This is a genomic window from Geothrix sp. SG200 (assembly GCF_022808935.1).
GTDB classification, from domain to species: domain Bacteria; phylum Acidobacteriota; class Holophagae; order Holophagales; family Holophagaceae; genus Geothrix; species Geothrix alkalitolerans.
The window spans coordinates 1090548-1106405 of the sequence record NZ_JAKZFR010000001.1 but is presented as its reverse complement, the minus strand read 5'-3'; the positions used below and the strand labels follow the sequence as shown (position 1 = coordinate 1106405).

Genomic DNA, 15858 nt, shown 5'->3' with positions numbered 1-15858 from the left:
GACAGGCCCTCACACCGCGCCGTGCAGGCGGCAGGGATGGTGATGGCAGTGCCCGCAGCGCCCCTCGCAGGGCAGCCCCGGCGCCAGATCCTCCTCACGGTCGATCGCGCCCTTCACGCTGGGCCTGGGAGCGGGCAAAGGCACAATGCACTTGGCCACGCGAATGGTCGCCGCAGCCGCCTTCCCGGGCCTCTGGGCCGGGGACTTCTTGCGGGAAGGGGCGGCGGGAGTCATGGAAGGCTCAAGCTTCAGGGCGCTTGAAGCTCTTCGCGACCTTCTGCATGAGCAGAGGGTCACCCTCGATCTGGATCTTGCCGGTCATGAAAGCCTCCTGGGCGTTCAGCGTTCCGGTGCTCATGGCAATGAAGTCGTCGGCCTTGGCTTTCAGGAGCGTATCACAGGGTTTCATCAGGCGGGGGAACACCATGCAGGCCCCATTCCGGATGAAAAGCGTGTAGCCCAGGTCATCAATCTGATAACCCACGGCCGCTTCAAGATCTCCGGCTTTTTCGGCGTTGAAACGCTCAGGCATGGATTCCAGGAGCGCCTCCGCCGGATTCACGGCCGCCTCGAAGTGGGCCGTGTAGGACGCCACCTGGCTCACGTCCCCCTTCACTGTGATGGCGCCGCCCAGAAGGGCCGCCACCAGGTTCAGCTTGCCGACGTTGAGGGCCGCGAAGTCCGCGTCGGTGATGCCCAGGGCCGCGCCGCCCTCCACCTCTCCCGGCCGCACGGAGAGCCCCTCCGGGCTGAAGTCCAGGCGGTAGGGCACACCGTCCACCTTCACTTCCATGGTGCCGGTGGCGCCGCCCTTGTAGCGCTTGCGGAGCGTGGCCAGGGCCTTGCCGCCGGGCGTGTCCGGGAAGGTGATCTCCGGCTCCTGCGACCAGGCCTTCCAGGCCTTGCGAAGGACGGCCATGTCACCGGAGAAGCGGAGCTGGCCGCCCAGCAGGGCCGGTCCAGGATCCGAGATTCCGCAGACCAGGGCGCGCACGGCCGCGTCGTCGCCGGCCACTTCGGCGCCATCACCCCAGGTGTCGCCGCCCACGGTCACCTTGATCCCGGCCCCGGCCAGCGCGAGCCGCGCGGGCACCAGGTCCTTCAGGGGCTTCACCGGACCGCTCTCCTTCTGGGGCTTCTTGAAGAACTTCGGGAATTTCTGGAGCAGGCCCAGGTCGCCGGTACCCTTGAGCTTGCCGGTCATGAAGGCCTGCATGGGATCGAGCTTGCCTTCGTTCAGCGCGATCCAGTCCTCGGCGCCGATCACAACCACGGAGGTGGCATCCGGCTTCGCCTCGCGGGCCAGGGAGAACACGCCGTTGTCGATGCGGCAGGTGTAGTCGCCACCGCCCTCGCCCGTCACCTGGTAGTAGACGGAGACTGTGAGTCCCTGTGCCTTCTCAGGCAGGAAGAGTTCAGGCATGAGCGTAAAGATGCCATCCACCGTCAAAGCCATTTGATCACCTCGGAATGTGGGATCGAGCATGGCCGGGGGCTTGAACTTCATGCAACGGTTACCAGAGGTCAAGCTCCGCCATGCCTTTCTCCCGATGCAAAAGGGGCCGGATGGCCCCCTTTGCGTCCTGGCGAAAAACCTCACCTCAGACGGAATGGCATGGTGAGCTTGAAGCGGGCAGCGACGGGCTTGCCCTTCACCCTGGCGGGTTCGAATTCCCAGGTCCTGGCATAGCCCACGGCGCAGGCATGCAGCTCGGGCGGCCCCGAGATGGCTTTGGCGTCCTGCACCTTCCCCTGGGCATCGATGGTGACGACCACCACGACGGTGCCCTGAATGCGCTGGGCCTTGGCTTCGGGCGGATAGGCAGGCGCATCGGGCTGATGCTTGACCTTGATCTTCTTCCAGTCCATCTCCACGGGATCCGAGGCCGCGGGTGCGGACTTCGGGGCGTTGGTGGCGGACAGCGTGGTGAGGCCGAGGACCGCCGCCAGCAGGAGGGCGGGGATGAGCGCGGCCATGGGTGAGGCCGCGGGATGGGTGGGATGGGGGCGCAGCAGACGCTGGATTCGGAGCATGAGATGACCTCCACTGGCCGCGGGGGCCAGATCGGGAATCAGGTTCGATCGGGATCGGAGTTCCTCCAGCCCGACGAGGGCGGAGGCGTAGAGGATCGGGTCGCCGCAGGCGCGCACGGCCGCATCATCGCAACAGTGCTCGCGCTCCTGGCGAATGCGCCGGGAGAGCCACCAGACGGCGGGGTGGTAGAACAGCACAGCCTCCGCGAGGGTCTGGGCCAGGTTCGCGAGAAAGTCCCCGCGGCGGACGTGGGCCAGTTCGTGGGCCAGCAAGGCATCCAGCGCCTCTGGAGGGAGGGACAGGAAGGCCGCGGCGGGGACCAGCACCACGGGTTTCAGCCAGCCCAGCACCACGAGCGAATCCACCCGGTCGGACAACCCGAGGCGGACTGGGACCCGCACGCGCGCGCTGACCCTCAGAGCCTCGAATCGCCTCGGCCATCCGGCGGGCGGCGGCTGGAGGCTGCTAAGGCAGGGCCCGTAGAGCCAAGCCATGGCATGCCCCATCCGCACGAGCCGGAGGCTGAATCCCAGGACCCATGCCAGGAACAGCCAGGGGATCCAGGGAGCGAGCGCGGCATGCAGCCGGGCCATCCATCCTCCGAGGCCGCCTCCCCCGCCCATGGGGGCGATCAAGACAGGATCGGCGGTGGACAGAGGGTCGCCACCGGCCGAGATCCACACCAGGGTTCCCGCGAAGGCGAGGACCAGCAGGCCGAGGGTGACGAACGCGATGGCGTACCGGAGTTCAGCGGAACGGCGCCGCGCCAGCCGGAGCGCCAGCGCCGCCAGCAGGGCCAGCAGCGCGTCCTGCCATAGGCTGTGGAGCAGAGCCCAGCCGGTGCTCCGAAGCAGAGAGAGGGAGGCCCAGTCGCTCACCGGGCCCTTCCCTTGGCTTCGTTCAGCAGGTTGCGGATGTCCTCCAGCTCCTCGGCCGAGGCGGGCTCGGCTTCGAGGGCCTGGAGGACGAGTTCCCGGCGGCTGCCCGCGAAGGCCTTCTGCAGAAGTTCCTTCAACAGGCAGCGCTGGGTTTCAGCTTCCCCCTGGAGAGCCTGGTAGGTGTGGGAACGCGCGCGTTCGTCCCGGGCCACCAGGCCCTTCTCCACCATGATCTGCATGAGCTTCAGCACGGTGGTGTAGCCCATGTCCCGGTCCTTCGAAAGCTCGGTGTGCACGTCCCGAACCGTCGAGGTTCCCCGCGACCACAGGACCCTGAGGATGGCGAGCTCGCCATCGGAAGGGCGGATGGGCGTGGTGGACATAGGGCCTCCAGGAGATCTGGAGATAACATACGAACCGATTCGTAAGATGTCAACGAATCGATTCGTACGATTTTGGGAAGCTTCTACCGGAGAGTCGGCACCAGGAGCTTCACGCCTTTCCGGGTGGTTTCGATGTCGAGGGGCAATGCCTTCCCCGGAACCGAGTCCTCATTCCACTGCAGCAGGTATCTGGATCCGAACATCTGAATGCCCTGCCCGAAGCGGGCTTCCACCCCGTTGCCCAGGGGGAAGGCATAGCCCCCCGTGGCCGGTGCGACGGACCCCACATGCCCCATGACATTCTGGCCCGCGCCCGCGACGGAATAGACCGTCACCCCAGTGGCCGCTGCCTTGGCCTTCAGCGACGCCTGCAGGAGTGTCATGTCCCTCGTGGCGAGGGTCGCGGATTCCGCGGGCCCGCCTGCGTCTCCCCGTTCGCGTCGGAAGGACTGGGTCATGGCCCGCTTCACCATGGGGTGGGTCATATCATCCATCTCGCAGCGCGAGAATACGACGAGATGCTTTTGGCCCGGCACCGCCGCCACAAGGTCGAGGATCGACTCGAGGGCCTTGGATTCCCTTCCGATGGTCGCCAGCATGCCGGTCACGAAGGATGGATTATTGAGGTTGAGCCGATCGAGGACGTTGACCCCACGCTGGTCCGTCGTTCCGCGGGCCCATCCCGGCGCTCCGCTCCGGAACCGGGCCAGCACCGCGTTCAGGGCATCCTGGCCGGCATCACCATCCGACACGTCCGCGAAGTCCGTATTGAACCCCGCCCCCTGCAGGGTTTCCTTCGGGGTACCGATCAGATTTTCAGGCAGGAGGTCCGGGACCTTGGCCATCGCCTCGGCCCAGCGGGCCCGGTTGACCGAGAAGCCCGGCATGAGGGATTCCAGCGAGTCCTTGCCCCGGGCTACGATCAGGACGCGGTCACCGAGCGGGACCTTCGTCAGGAAATCCGCCGCAGCCAGGAAGGCCGTGGTCCGGTGCCCCGTATCCCGGATGGGCTCGAACACGAGGATCCAGGACTGGGGAGCCTCCGCTGTCTGGGCCGGTGTTTTCAGCTGAACGATGGGCCTGGCCTTGCCATCCACCCGCACCTTGAAATCCTCGGCCTTGAGATCGGCAACCACGCCCCCACGCTCGTCGAGAGCCAGCACCCAGGCCTGCGTCCTGGCCGGGACAGGCTGACCTGCGACCAGAGCCGCGCCTAGGGTCAATCCGAGGTACCAACGGTGGAACATTTGAGGCTCCTGGTTTGGGGATGAATGGATCTTCATTAGATCACGGCGGTGCAGGCCGCAATTAAACTGAAGATGCGTCCCATCCCCAAGAATCTTTTGGTCGTGATGGCGGCACAGACCACAATCGTTCCATGCGGATCGCGGCCGTGGACGTTGGGTCGAACTCCATCCATCTGGTGGTGGTGGAGGCGGACCCCATGGGCGGGCAGCAGATCCTGGCCCGGGAGAAGGCCATGGTTCGGCTGGCCCGGGGCGAAGCGACCTCCGGCGAGATCGGGGCCGAGGCCTTCCAGGCGGGCCTCGACGCCCTGGCCCAGATGGCCAGGATCATCCGCGGCTTCGAGTGCGAGACCGTCATGGCTTGCGGCACGGCGGCCCTGCGGGACGCGAAGAACGCCCAGGCCTTCCTCATGGAGGCGGAGAAGCTGGGCATCTCCATCCAGGTGATCTCCGGCGAGGAGGAGGCCCGGCTCATCCACCAGGCGGTCTCCCATGCCATCCCCTTCCCCCTGGAGCCCGTGGCCCTGGTGGACATCGGCGGAGGCAGCACGGAGCTGACCTGGGTGCAGGCGGGGCGCGTGGCGGCCAGCATCTCCCTGCCCTGGGGACTCCAGCGGCTGGCGGATGCCGCCCGGACCTCGGACCCTCCGTCCGCCCACGACCTCAAGCAACTCCGGAAGATGATCCGCCGCATCCTGAAGAAGGCCCGCAAGGACCTGCCCACCGAGCTGCCCGAGCCCACGCTCCTTCTCGGCACCTCCGGCACGCTGGAGGACCTCGCCCGGGGCTCGGACGACGGCCTGGGCTTCACGGCGGAGCAGCTCCGCGCCTACGCCCTGAAGCTCTGGCGGGCGGACGCGCAGCAGCGCATCGACCGCCTGGGCGTGGATCCCAAGCGGGCCGAGGTGCTGCACGTGGGCGCCATCTGGGCCCTGTCCCTGATGGAGTGGCTGGGCACGCCGCCCCTGCGCCACCTCGCGGTGGGCCTGCGGGAAGGCATGATCTGGGAGGCCCTCCAGCATGGCGGCGCGGCCATCCCTCCCCTGTCGGACCGCCGCCGGGCTTCCATCGAACAGCTGGCGGCGCGGCTGGACCCCGATCCCGGCCACAGCCGCCAGGTGGCCCGGCTGGCGGACCAGCTCTTCCTGGCACTCCAACCGCAATTCGAGCTGGGCGACACCGAACGCCAGTGGCTCGCCTTCGCGGCGCGCCTCCACGACATCGGCTTCTCCCTCTCCGAGAAGAACCACCACAAGCACGGCGAATACCTGGTGCGGAACGCCACCCTTCCCGGCTTCTGGCCCGAAGAGATCGACCTCATGGCCCAGGTGGTGCGCTTCCACCGGGGCAAGCCGCCCCACCATGCCAAGCACGAGGCCTTCCGCGCCCTGCCGCCCTGGCGCCGCCAGGTCGTGCGCAAGCTGGCGGCCCTCCTACGAGGGGCCGACGCCCTTGACCGCCGCCGCCGGCAGGCAGTGCGGGATCTTTCCGTGGTCATCGACGACGAGTCGCTGAAGGTGCGGTTGGACGCCATCGGTGACGCGGATCCCGAGATGGAGGCCTTCCGGGAGAAATCCGCTCTCCTGGCCACCTTGCTGGACCGCAGGATCGAAGTCACCGTAGGCTGATTCCTCCATGACCCTCGACGAGCTGATCAACGACTGGAACGGACCGCTGGCGGGAGGCCGCGTTCCGGTCCTGCTGGACGAGACCCTGCGCGACGGGCTCCAGAGCCCCTCGGTGCGGGATCCCGACATCGCCGCCAAGCGTGACCTCATCCATCGCCTGGCGCGCCTGGGCGTGGACGCGGTGGACCTGGGCATGCCCGGTGCCGGCCCCAAGGCCCTGGCGGCGGTGCGGGCGCTCATGGTGGAGATCCGCGACCACCGCCTGCCCCTCCGCCCGCAGGTGGCGGTGCGGACCATGGAAGCGGACCTGGCCCAGGTGGCCGAGATCCAGCAGCGCGTGGGCACCGCGCTGGAGGCCGGTGCCTTCCTGGGCTCCAGCCCCATCCGCATGGACGTGGAAGGCTGGGACCTGGCCTTCCTCGTGGACATGGCACGGAAAGCCGCCGCCTTCTGCCGCCGCCATGAGGTCCCCCTGATGATGGTGACGGAGGACAGCACCCGGGCCCGGCCGGACGTCCTGAAGGCCATCTACGGGGCCGCTCTGGAAGAAGGCGCCCAGTCCATCTGCCTGTCGGACACCTGCGGCCATGCCACGCCCGATGGCGCCCGGCGCCTGGTGCGCTTCATCAAGGACGAAGTCGTCAAGGACCGCTCTGTGCGCATCGACTGGCATGGCCATAACGACCGGGGCCTGGGCGTCGCCAACGCCATCGCCGCTTTCGAGGCCGGTTCGGACCGCCTGCACGGCACGATCCTGGGCATCGGCGAACGCTGCGGCAACGTGGCCCTGGACCAGCTCATGATCAACCTCCACCTCATGGGCTTCCCCAAGGGGGACCTCTCGGACCTGCCGGCCCTGGCGGAACGCGTGGCGGAGTTGTGCGACGTCGAGATCCCGGCCAACTATCCCGTGCTGGGCCGCGATGCCTTCCGCACGGGCACGGGCGTGCACGCGGCGGCCATCGTGAAGGCCCTCCACCGGGGCGACGTGGAGCTGGCGGACACGGTCTATTCCGGCGTCCCCGCCGCCCTGGTGGGTCGCCGCCAGGAGATCGAGATCGGCCCCATGGCCGGGCACAGCAACGTGGTCTACTGGCTGGAGCTCAACGGCTACGACCCCAGCCCCGACCGGGTGGAGCGCATCCTCCAGGCCGCCAAGAACAGCCCGCGGATCCTCAGCGAAGGGGAGATCCGGGCGGTGCTGTAGGAGCCCTCCTTCCGACGATGAGCCGGGCTCGGGGCTGGGTGGTCAGGTAGGCCCACAGCCACTCGAAGAAGACGAACACGCGGCTGCGGAAATCCACGAGCAGCATGAGGTGGATGAAGAGCCAGGCCAGCCACGCCGGATAGCCCGTGAAGCTCAGGCCGCCCACACGGGCGACGGCGCGGCCGCGGCCCAGGGTCGCCATGCTGCCCTTGTCCCGGTAGCGGAAGGGCCGCCGGGGCTGGCCCGCCAGGGTGGCCAGCAGGTTGGCTGCGGCCCATTCCCCTTGCTGGATGGCCACGGGCGCCACGCCGGGCAGCGGGCCCCCGGTGCCGTGGGTGAAGGCCGCCAGGTCGCCCACCGCGAAGACCTCGGGATGGCCCGGAAGGCTCAAGTCCGGCTCCACGATCACCCGCCCGAGGCGATCCACGGGAACACCGAGGCCCGCGCCCAGGGGCACCGCCGACACGCCCGCGGCCCACAGTACGGTCCGCGTGGGGATGCGCTCCCCGCCCAGCTGGACAGCCCGCTCATCGATGCCCGTGATGGGCTGGCCCAGGCGCACCTCCACGCCGATGCGCTCCAGGCTCTCCACGGCCTTCTCGGACAGCCCGGAACCCAGATTGGCCAGGATGGCCGGCCCCGCCTCCACCAGGATGACCCGGGCGCGATCCGTGCGGATGCGCCGGAATTCCCGCGGCAGGGTCAGCCGGGCCATTTCCTTCAGCGTGCCGGCCAGCTCCACGCCCGTGGGGCCGCCCCCGACGACGACGAAGGTCAGCCACTCGCGGCGGAGCTCCGGGTCCTCCTCCTGCTCCGCCTGCTCGAAGCTGAGCAGGAAGCGCCGGCGGATCTCCAGGGCATCCTCCAGGGTCTTGAGACCCGGGGCCAGGCCCGCCCAGGCATCCCGTCCGAAATACGAACTGCGGGATCCTGCCGCGAGGATGAGGAAGTCATAGGACAGGCCCCTCCCGTCCGCCAGGAGGACCCGCCGGGTGTCCAGGTCCACAGAAACGACCTCCCCGAGCACCACCTCCGCGTTGCCCTGTTCGCGGAGGATGTGGCGGATGGGGGCGGCGATGTCCGCCGGCGAGAGGGTGGCCGAGGCCACCTGGTAGAGGAGAGGCTGGAAAAGGTGGTGGTTCTGGCGGTCCACCAGCACGATGCGAACCGCCGCGCCGGCGAGGGCCCGGGCGGCCCGCAGCCCCCCGAACCCGCCGCCGACGATGAGGATCGTGGGCCGGTCGACCCCCTGATCCGCCACCGGCCTTCAGTCCCGCATGTGCGTCACGAGGACGTAGGAGGACTCGATCCCCGTGAGGGCGTGGGGCTGGTCCTTGTCGAAGACCACCCGGTCGCCAGGCGCCATGGGAATCCAGGTCTCGCCCTTGAGCACCTCGATCCGCCCGGTCAGGAGCTGGGCGGTGGCGACGTAGGGGGCCTTGTGCGGGGCGATCTTCACCCCTCCGGGCAGGGCCACGAGCACCACTTTGACGCCGTGCTCCACGTCGATGAGCGGAAGGGTGGCCCGCTGCGATTCGGGCATGGGCAGCGCTTCCTGGAGGTTCGTGATGGGCATGGAGATCCTTTCGCCGCGGCCGATTCAGGCCGCATCTTTCGGTTCGGGAGAGAACACCAGCCGCAGGGTGGCGTAGGCGATGGGCAACGCGCCCGCGAGCAGGAAGATCGTATCGGCCAAGATGCGGATCCACTCCAGGGTGTGGAAAGCGCCGCCCATGAGGTACTCCACGCGGCGGGCGTGCCAGTAGCCATGGGACAGCACGTCCCAGAGCTGGATGACGCCGCCGGGGAACAGGTCCAGGAGCAGCATCAGGCCCAGCCCGACGTTGAGGCCCCAGAAGCCGAAGCGGATGGCCGGCTCTACTCGCTCCCAGGCCCGGTCGCCTTTGAGTTCCCGCAGGCAGAAGGCCAGCACGGCCAGGGCCAGCGTCCCGAAGACCCCGAACATGGCCGCGTGTCCGTGGTTGGCCGTGAGGGTGGTGCCGATCTCGAAGTAGGACACGATGGGCAGGTTGATGAGGAAGCCGAAGACGCCCGCCCCCACGAAGTTCCACACGCCCACGGCGATGAGGAACTTGATCGCCCAGCGCTGCCGCGCCGCCAGGGGCTTGCCGCAGTCCTCGCAGTTCTTGTCCTGCAGGCGGATGAAGTCCCAGGCGTCCAGCGTCAGCAGCGTGAGTGGCACCACTTCCAGGGCGGAGAAGCTGGCGGCCAGGCCCATGTTCAGGGTCCCCTGCCCCGTGAAGTACCAGTGATGGCCGATGCCCATGATGCCGCCGGCCAGGTAGAGGATGGCGTCGAGGTACACCAGCCGCGTGGCGGACTTCGCCGTGACGAGGCCCAGCTGGTAGAACATCACCGCCACCAGCACCGTGGCGAAGAGCTCGAAGAAGCCCTCCACCCACAGGTGGATGATCCAGAAGCGCCAGTTGTCGATGACAGCGAAGTTGGTGCGGGGCCCGTAAAACAGAGCCGGCACGTAGAAGAGCGGGATGGCGATGGCCGCGTAGAGGAAGAGGGTGGGCAGTTCCCCCTGCTCGCCGCCCTTCATGGCCGGGCGCAGCGCCCGGAACATGAGGAAGAGCCAGAAGATGAGCCCCACAGCCAGCAGCAGCTGCCAGAAGCGGCCCAGGTCGAGGTATTCGCTTCCCTGATGGCCGAGCCAGAACCACAGGCTGCCCAGGTAGCCGTTGATCCCCGCGAACTCGCCGAACAGGCTGCCAAAGACCACGATGGCGAGGGCCCCGAGGAGCAGGAGGGCACCGGCCTTCTGGCCTTTGGGCTCGCCCCCTCCCACGAGCGGCGCCAGGAAGAGGCCGCCGCCCACCCAGGCCGTGGCGATCCAGAAGATGGCCAGCTGCAGGTGCCAGGTCCGCGCCAGGTTGTAGGGCAGGACGCGGGCCAGGTCGAAGCCATAGAAGCCCCCCGGCTCGACGCGGTAGTGCGCCAGAGCTCCGCCCAGGGCCGCCTGGCCGAGGAACAGCAGGGCCACCACGGCGAAGAAGAGGCCCACAGCCTTCTGGCTGGGGGTGAGGGTCCAGGCATGGAGCCGGCCCTCCTCCGCGTGCTTCCAGCCCGCCTCGCCGCCCCAGCCCAGGTAGTCGAACTTCCCGAAGATGAAGAGAATGAGGCCCAGGCCGCCCAGCAGCGCGATAAGGCTCATGGCGCTCCACAGGTAGGTCGAGGCCGTGGGCGTGTTGCCCACCAGCGGCTCGTAGGGCCAGTTGTTGGTGTAGGAGTAGTCCTTGCCGGGACGCGGCGCTACCGTGGCCCAGGTGGCCCAGGCGAAGTAGGCCGTCAGGTTCCGCAGCTCCCCCTCGTCCTCGATGAACTTCGCGGGCAGGCCCACCGCAGGCTTGTCACCGGAGAAGTAGGCCTTCCATTCGGCCGTCTGGGTCCGATATGCCGTGGTCTCGGCCTCGGTGAACCGGAGGGTGTCGCTGCCCGGGTCGTAGCGGTTCTGCTTGGTCTGGGAGGCCAGCAGGCCTCCGACCTCCAGGGCCTGGGCCGCATCGAGGTCCTTGAAGGCCTTGCCATACCGGGCCTGGGCCAGGACGTCCCGACCGATCTCGGCCTGGCGGTGCAGGTATTCGGCGGTGTAGTCGGGGCCCAGGTAGGCGCCATGGCCCCAGAGGGTGCCGTGCTCCATGAGACCGTATTTCAGGAAGACCTCCTGACCGTCCTTGATGTCCTCGCCCGTGAAGAGGACATGGCCCGCTCCGTCCACGACGCGCGCTGGAATCGGGGGCGCGCCGGCGTAGGTCTTGGCCGTGACCCAGATCAGCAGGCTGAAGCCGAAGATCATCACGAGGATGACGGCCTGGCGCCAGCGGGGGGAGAGGGGTGTGGAATCCTGATGGGAACCGCTCATGGCGCGCATCTCCTTGGTGGATTCGGAAAAACCCATCAAACAGTGCGCTTGAACGACACAATGCTCAAGAGGAATTCGGATACGTGGGTTTGAAACCAGGCGCCTGCCTTCGTTCCAGGCTTTTTCACCCGATGGACCGCCCTACCCCAGCCCCGTGACCTCACCCGCGCTGAGGCGCCGGATGCCCTCGGCCGTAGCCACCTTCAGACGGCCGTCCGACTCCCAGCCCAGGCACGTGCCCTGCCCGTCCTCCCAACGGATGGGGAGGCCGGCTTCGGGCCAGCGGAAAGGTGGTTGAGAGTCCTGCGCTAAATCCGTCCATGATTTGGCGATATTAACTGCCAATTCATGGATGGGCGGAAGCTCCAGGCCCAGGTCGCGCAGGCAGGCGGGGGGGAAGGCCCGACCGGGGATCTCGGGAGCAGCGGTCAGATTCACGCCCAGGCCCAGGATCAGCCGGCCGCCGATCTGCTCGCCAAGGATGCCACCCACCTTCACCAGACGACCCGCTTTCCAGGCCACGAGATCGTTGGGCCACTTCAGGCCCAGGAGACTGCCCTCGGGATCCAGCACCTGCGCAGCAGCGGCCATCGCACGCTGGAGCACCAGGCCCGGCGCCACCCCCGCGGAGGCGGGCAGTGCGACCGACAGCCAGAGCCCGGCTCCCGCGGGGCTTTCCCAGCGGTTGCCCTGGCGACCCCGGCCTTCGGTCTGAAGGTCCGCCAGCACCGCGCAAAATCTCAGCTGCGGGTGCCGCCGCAAAAAGGCCTGGGTGGAATCCACCGAGGCCAGGCGGATCAGGGGCAGGTCCACGCTACTTCCGGCTGCCCTGGTTGCGGAGCCAGAGGATGCGCAGGCCATCCAGGGTGAGGTCCGGCGCCTCCAGGCGGATGTGCTGGGTATGGGGCCCGATCACCTTCGCCAGCCCGCCCGTGGATACCACCTTGGCCTCCGGGCACTCGGCCAGCAGGCGGTCCAGGATGCCATCCACCATGCCCACGTAGCCGTAGAAGATGCCAGCCTGCATGGCCTGGACGGTGTTGCGGCCCACCAGCCGATCGGGCTCGGCCACCTCCACCCGGGGCAGGCGGCTGGCCCGCTGGAAGAGCGCGTCAGCGCTGATCTTCAGGCCCGGGCAGATGAGGCCGCCCAGATACTCCCGCTTGGCGTTCACCACATCGAAGGTGGTGGCCGTGCCGAAGTCCACGACGATGACCGGCGCCCCATAGGCCTCGATGGCCGCCACCGCGTTCACCAGCCGGTCGGCGCCCAGCTCCGCGGGGTTGTCGATGAGGACCTTCACGCCGGTCTTCACCCCCGGCTCCACGTAGAAGGCGTCCACCCCGAAGTAGACCGAGGACAGGCTCATGAGGATGGGGTGCAGGGGCGGCACCACGCAGGAGATGGCCACATGCTTGATCTGGCGGGCCTCGATGCCCTGGTGGCGCATGAGGGCCAGGGCTGAGACGCCGTACTCGTCCACGGTGCGCTCGCGGCTGGTGGCCAAACGCCAGGAGCAGACCAGCGGAGAGTCAGGTCCCTTTGACAGATCGTAGATCCCCAACACCACGTTGGTGTTGCCCACATCAACGGCCAACAGAAGACTCATGCGCGCTCCGAGCCATTTAGGATCGCCTGACGAGGGCGCGCCCGCCACCCCCTTGTGATGCCGATTCCCGGCCCCTCCATTACCCTGGTGGTTCCGCCTGGAGCCGCCATGCCCCGCACCCTGATCGAACCCTTCCGCATCAAGTCCGTGGAGCCCATCCGCATGACGACCCCCCGGGAACGGCTGGAGCTCCTGGAGGCCGCCAAGCTGAACGTGTTCAAGCTGCGGGCCGAGGACGTGCTGCTGGATTGGCTGACGGATTCCGGGACCGGCGCCATGAGTTCCGCCCAGTGGGGGGCCATCATGGTGGGCGATGAGAGCTACGCCGGGGCCCGCAGCTTCTTCCGGCTCGAGGCCGTCCTCCAGGACATCACGGGCATGACCCACTTCGTCCCCACCCATCAGGGACGTGCCGCCGAGAAGGTGCTCTTCACGGCCGTGTGCAAGAAGGGCGACCTGGTGCCCAACAACTGCCACTTCGACACCACCCGGGCCAACCTCGAGTACAACGGCGTCGAGGCGGTGGATCTGGTGATCCCCGAGGGCCTCCAGCCGAGCCGCATCCACCCCTTCAAGGGCAACATCGACCTGGAGCGCGTGGAGGAGGCGCTGAAGAAGGACGGCCACCGCATCCCCTTCGGCATGATCACCGTCACCAACAACACCGGCGGCGGCCAGCCGGTGTCCATGGCGAACCTGCGGGCCTACGCCGCCCTCCTGAAGAAGTACGGCAAGCCCCTCATCATGGACGTCTGCCGGTTCGCCGAGAACGCCATGTTCATCAAGCTCCGCGAGGACGGCTACCAGGACACCCCCATCAAGGCCATCTGCCAGGAGATGTTCAGCTACGCCGACGGCTGCACCATGAGCGCCAAGAAGGACGGCATGGTGAACATCGGCGGCTTCATCATGCTGCGCAGCGACGAGTGGCTGGATCCCGTGCGGAACATGCTCATCCTCACGGAGGGCTTCCCCACCTACGGCGGCCTGGCCGGCCGCGACCTGGAGGCCCTGGCCGTGGGCCTGGAGGAAGGCATGGAGGAGTCCTACCTGCGCTACCGCCTGCGCACGGCGGAATACCTGGGCGAGAAGCTGGAGGCGGCCGGCGTGGGCTTCGTGAAGCCCACGGGCGGCCATGCCGTCTACATCGACGCGAAGACCGTGCTGCCGGACATGCCCGTGCAGCACTACCCGGCCTGGGCCCTCTGCAATGCCCTCTACCTGGAAGGCGGCATCCGCGGCGTGGAGATCGGCTCGGTCATGTTCGGCAAGCACCTCGACGACGGCACCGAGACCTACCACAGCATGGAGCTGGTGCGCCTGGCCTTCCCGCGCCGCATGTACACCCAGAGCCACTTCGACTTCGCCGCGGAGGTCATCGCCGAGGTCAAGGCCAAGGCCAAGGAGATCCGGGGCGTGAAGATCGTCAAGCAGAGCAAGTACCTGCGGCACTTCACGGCGGAGATGGCCTGGGCCTAGGATTCCAGGAGTCTTCCGCGCAGTCGCGGGGATTCTTCGCTAGCATGGGCGGAACTCACCCATTCTGGAGCGCCCGTGACCTCTGAGGTGGAAGCCCTCTTCACCCGTCAGCGAGCCGCCCGCTGGCGGGTGGCGGCCACGTCCGCCGACCAGCGGAAGGGGAAGCTCAAGGCCTTGCTGGATGCCCTCATGGCCCACCGGGCCGAGGCCCAGGCGGCCCTGGCGGCGGACTTCCGAAAAGCGCCGGAGGAGGTGGACCTCACGGAGCTCTACCCCGTCATCTCCGAGATTCGGGATGCTCTGCGCCATCTGCCGCGCTGGATGAAGCCCCACCGGGTGCCCACCCCCATCGGCCTCCTCGGCAGTGTGGGCACCATCGTCCACGAGCCACGGGGCGTGGTCCTCATCATCAGCCCCTGGAACTACCCCATCTACCTGACGCTCGGTCCCCTGGTATCCGCCCTCGCGGCGGGCAACTGCGCCGTGCTCAAGCCTTCGGAATTCACCCCTCACACCAATGCCTTCCTCCGGAAGCTGCTGGCTGGTCTCTTCCCGGAGGAGGAAGTGGCCCTGGTGGAGGGCGAGGCCGAGGCGGCCCAGGCCCTGCTGGCCCTGCCCTTCGACCACATCTTCTTCACAGGCAGCCCGGCCGTTGGGAAATCGGTCATGAAGGCGGCTGCCGAGCACCTGGCCTCCGTGACCCTGGAACTGGGCGGCAAGTCCCCCGTGCTGGTGGACGCGGACGCCAACCTGCGCGAAGCCGCCCGCAAGGTCGCCTGGGGCAAGGGACTCAATGCGGGCCAGACCTGCGTGGCGCCGGACTACGTGCTGGTCCACGCACGGGTGCATGACGCCTTCGTGAACGAGCTGAAGGGCGCCTTCGAGGCCTTCTACGGCGCCACCCCCGAAGCCCGCAGGGCCAGCCCGGATCTGGCCCGGATCATCAACGACCGGCATTTCATGAGGATTCATGCCCTTCTGAGCGGGTCCGAGGCCCAGGTCGCCTTCGGCGGGGAGACGGACGCCGCCACGCGCTACATCGGCCCGACGGTGCTCACGGACGTTCCCCCCACCGCGCCCGTCATGCACGAGGAGATCTTCGGGCCCCTGCTGCCCGTGCTGAAGGTGGAGGACATGGATGAGGCCGTGGCCTTCGTGAACGCCCGGCCCAAGCCCCTGGCCCTCTATGTGTTCAGCGGCAGTGGCCGGACAGCCAGGGCCCTCGTGGCCCGCACCACGGCCGGGGGCGGTTGCATCAACGACGCGGTGCTGCACTTCGTCCACACGGGCCTCCCCACGGGCGGCGTGAACACCTCGGGCTCCGGCAAGGCCCACGGCCGCCACGGCTTCGAGGCCTTCTCCAACGCCCGGGGCATCCTGCGCCAGCCCACCCGCCTCTCGGCCATCCAGCTCATGTACCCGCCCTACACCGGTTTCGTACGGCGTATGATCGACTTGACGCTGAAGCACTTCTGACCTGACTCGGGCGCCATTCTTTCCGCG

At 68.0% G+C, this 15858-nt stretch carries 14 protein-coding genes; 4 read left to right on the top strand and 10 right to left on the bottom strand.

What is annotated here, in order from left to right:
• Nucleotides 1–9 precede the first annotated feature (9 nt).
• From ML539_RS04915 to ML539_RS04895, 5 genes are all read right to left on the bottom strand, one after another.
• Nucleotides 10–234 (bottom strand): hypothetical protein, encoded by a 225-nt coding sequence (locus tag ML539_RS04915; RefSeq protein WP_243321199.1) that lies wholly within the window; start codon nucleotides 232–234, stop codon nucleotides 10–12.
• Nucleotides 235–241: 7 nt separating this feature from the next.
• The gene (locus tag ML539_RS04910) at nucleotides 242–1423 is read right to left on the bottom strand and encodes an SCP2 sterol-binding domain-containing protein (protein WP_243321197.1); all 1182 of its coding nucleotides are present in this window, start codon (nucleotides 1421–1423) and stop codon (nucleotides 242–244) included.
• Nucleotides 1424–1596: 173 nt separating this feature from the next.
• Nucleotides 1597–2913: a M56 family metallopeptidase gene (locus ML539_RS04905; RefSeq protein ID WP_243321195.1), complete on the bottom strand. Its 1317-nt coding sequence runs from the start codon at nucleotides 2911–2913 to the stop codon at nucleotides 1597–1599.
• The gene (locus tag ML539_RS04900; protein WP_243321193.1) at nucleotides 2910–3296 is read right to left on the bottom strand and encodes a BlaI/MecI/CopY family transcriptional regulator; all 387 of its coding nucleotides are present in this window, start codon (nucleotides 3294–3296) and stop codon (nucleotides 2910–2912) included. Before ML539_RS04900 ends, ML539_RS04905 begins: the two co-directional genes overlap by 4 nt.
• A gap of 83 nt (nucleotides 3297–3379) precedes the next feature.
• A complete protein-coding gene (locus ML539_RS04895) occupies nucleotides 3380–4543 on the bottom strand; it encodes a hypothetical protein (RefSeq protein WP_243321191.1) in 1164 nt (387 codons plus the stop codon).
• A gap of 131 nt (nucleotides 4544–4674) precedes the next feature.
• On the opposite strand from ML539_RS04895, the gene ML539_RS04890 reads away from it, so the two are divergent.
• Nucleotides 4675–6171, top strand: a complete 1497-nt coding sequence (locus tag ML539_RS04890) for a Ppx/GppA phosphatase family protein (RefSeq protein WP_243321189.1) — start codon at nucleotides 4675–4677, stop codon at nucleotides 6169–6171.
• 7 nt (nucleotides 6172–6178) lie between these two features.
• Nucleotides 6179–7378 carry a LeuA family protein gene (locus ML539_RS04885; RefSeq protein ID WP_243321187.1) on the top strand — a complete coding sequence of 400 codons (1200 nt, stop codon included), beginning with the start codon at nucleotides 6179–6181 and terminating at the stop codon, nucleotides 7376–7378.
• On the opposite strand, the gene ML539_RS04880 is transcribed toward ML539_RS04885, so the two are convergent.
• The 5 genes from ML539_RS04880 to ML539_RS04860 all read right to left on the bottom strand — a co-directional run bounded on the left by ML539_RS04880 (nucleotide 7347) and on the right by ML539_RS04860 (nucleotide 12876).
• On the bottom strand, nucleotides 7347–8639 hold the full coding sequence (locus ML539_RS04880; protein ID WP_243321185.1) for an NAD(P)/FAD-dependent oxidoreductase: 1293 nt from the start codon (nucleotides 8637–8639) through the stop codon (nucleotides 7347–7349). The genes ML539_RS04885 and ML539_RS04880 overlap by 32 nt on opposite strands.
• A gap of 6 nt (nucleotides 8640–8645) precedes the next feature.
• Nucleotides 8646–8954 (bottom strand): hypothetical protein, encoded by a 309-nt coding sequence (locus ML539_RS04875; protein WP_243286159.1) that lies wholly within the window; start codon nucleotides 8952–8954, stop codon nucleotides 8646–8648.
• Nucleotides 8955–8978: 24 nt separating this feature from the next.
• On the bottom strand, nucleotides 8979–11267 hold the full coding sequence (locus ML539_RS04870; RefSeq protein WP_243321182.1) for a nitric-oxide reductase large subunit: 2289 nt from the start codon (nucleotides 11265–11267) through the stop codon (nucleotides 8979–8981).
• A 141-nt stretch (nucleotides 11268–11408) separates the two neighbouring features.
• Nucleotides 11409–12080, bottom strand: coding sequence for a hypothetical protein (locus ML539_RS04865; RefSeq protein WP_243321180.1), 672 nt, complete (start codon nucleotides 12078–12080; stop codon nucleotides 11409–11411).
• 1 nt (nucleotide 12081) lies between these two features.
• Complete coding sequence (locus ML539_RS04860; RefSeq protein ID WP_243286156.1) at nucleotides 12082–12876, bottom strand: type III pantothenate kinase; 795 nt, start codon at nucleotides 12874–12876, stop codon at nucleotides 12082–12084.
• A 108-nt stretch (nucleotides 12877–12984) separates the two neighbouring features.
• Between ML539_RS04860 and ML539_RS04855 the strand changes: the two genes are divergently transcribed.
• Both ML539_RS04855 and ML539_RS04850 read left to right on the top strand, forming a co-directional pair.
• Complete coding sequence (locus ML539_RS04855; protein ID WP_243321177.1) at nucleotides 12985–14355, top strand: tryptophanase; 1371 nt, start codon at nucleotides 12985–12987, stop codon at nucleotides 14353–14355.
• A 75-nt stretch (nucleotides 14356–14430) separates the two neighbouring features.
• Nucleotides 14431–15831, top strand: coding sequence for an aldehyde dehydrogenase family protein (locus ML539_RS04850; protein WP_243321175.1), 1401 nt, complete (start codon nucleotides 14431–14433; stop codon nucleotides 15829–15831).
• Nucleotides 15832–15858 lie beyond the last annotated feature (27 nt).

Excerpts from the sequence above, each read along its gene's own strand:
- ML539_RS04915 (WP_243321199.1), bottom strand. The coding sequence starts at position 234 with ATGACTCCCGCCGCCCCTTCCCGCAAGAAGTCCCCGGCCCAGAGGCCC.
- ML539_RS04910 (WP_243321197.1), bottom strand. The coding sequence starts at position 1,423 with ATGCCTGAACTCTTCCTGCCTGAGAAGGCACAGGGACTCACAGTCTCC.
- ML539_RS04900 (WP_243321193.1), bottom strand. The coding sequence starts at position 3,296 with ATGTCCACCACGCCCATCCGCCCTTCCGATGGCGAGCTCGCCATCCTC.
- ML539_RS04895 (WP_243321191.1), bottom strand. The coding sequence starts at position 4,543 with ATGTTCCACCGTTGGTACCTCGGATTGACCCTAGGCGCGGCTCTGGTC.
- ML539_RS04890 (WP_243321189.1), top strand. The coding sequence starts at position 4,675 with ATGCGGATCGCGGCCGTGGACGTTGGGTCGAACTCCATCCATCTGGTG.
- ML539_RS04885 (WP_243321187.1), top strand. The coding sequence starts at position 6,179 with ATGACCCTCGACGAGCTGATCAACGACTGGAACGGACCGCTGGCGGGA.
- ML539_RS04875 (WP_243286159.1), bottom strand. The coding sequence starts at position 8,954 with ATGCCCATCACGAACCTCCAGGAAGCGCTGCCCATGCCCGAATCGCAG.
- ML539_RS04870 (WP_243321182.1), bottom strand. The coding sequence starts at position 11,267 with ATGAGCGGTTCCCATCAGGATTCCACACCCCTCTCCCCCCGCTGGCGC.
- ML539_RS04860 (WP_243286156.1), bottom strand. The coding sequence starts at position 12,876 with ATGAGTCTTCTGTTGGCCGTTGATGTGGGCAACACCAACGTGGTGTTG.
- ML539_RS04855 (WP_243321177.1), top strand. The coding sequence starts at position 12,985 with ATGCCCCGCACCCTGATCGAACCCTTCCGCATCAAGTCCGTGGAGCCC.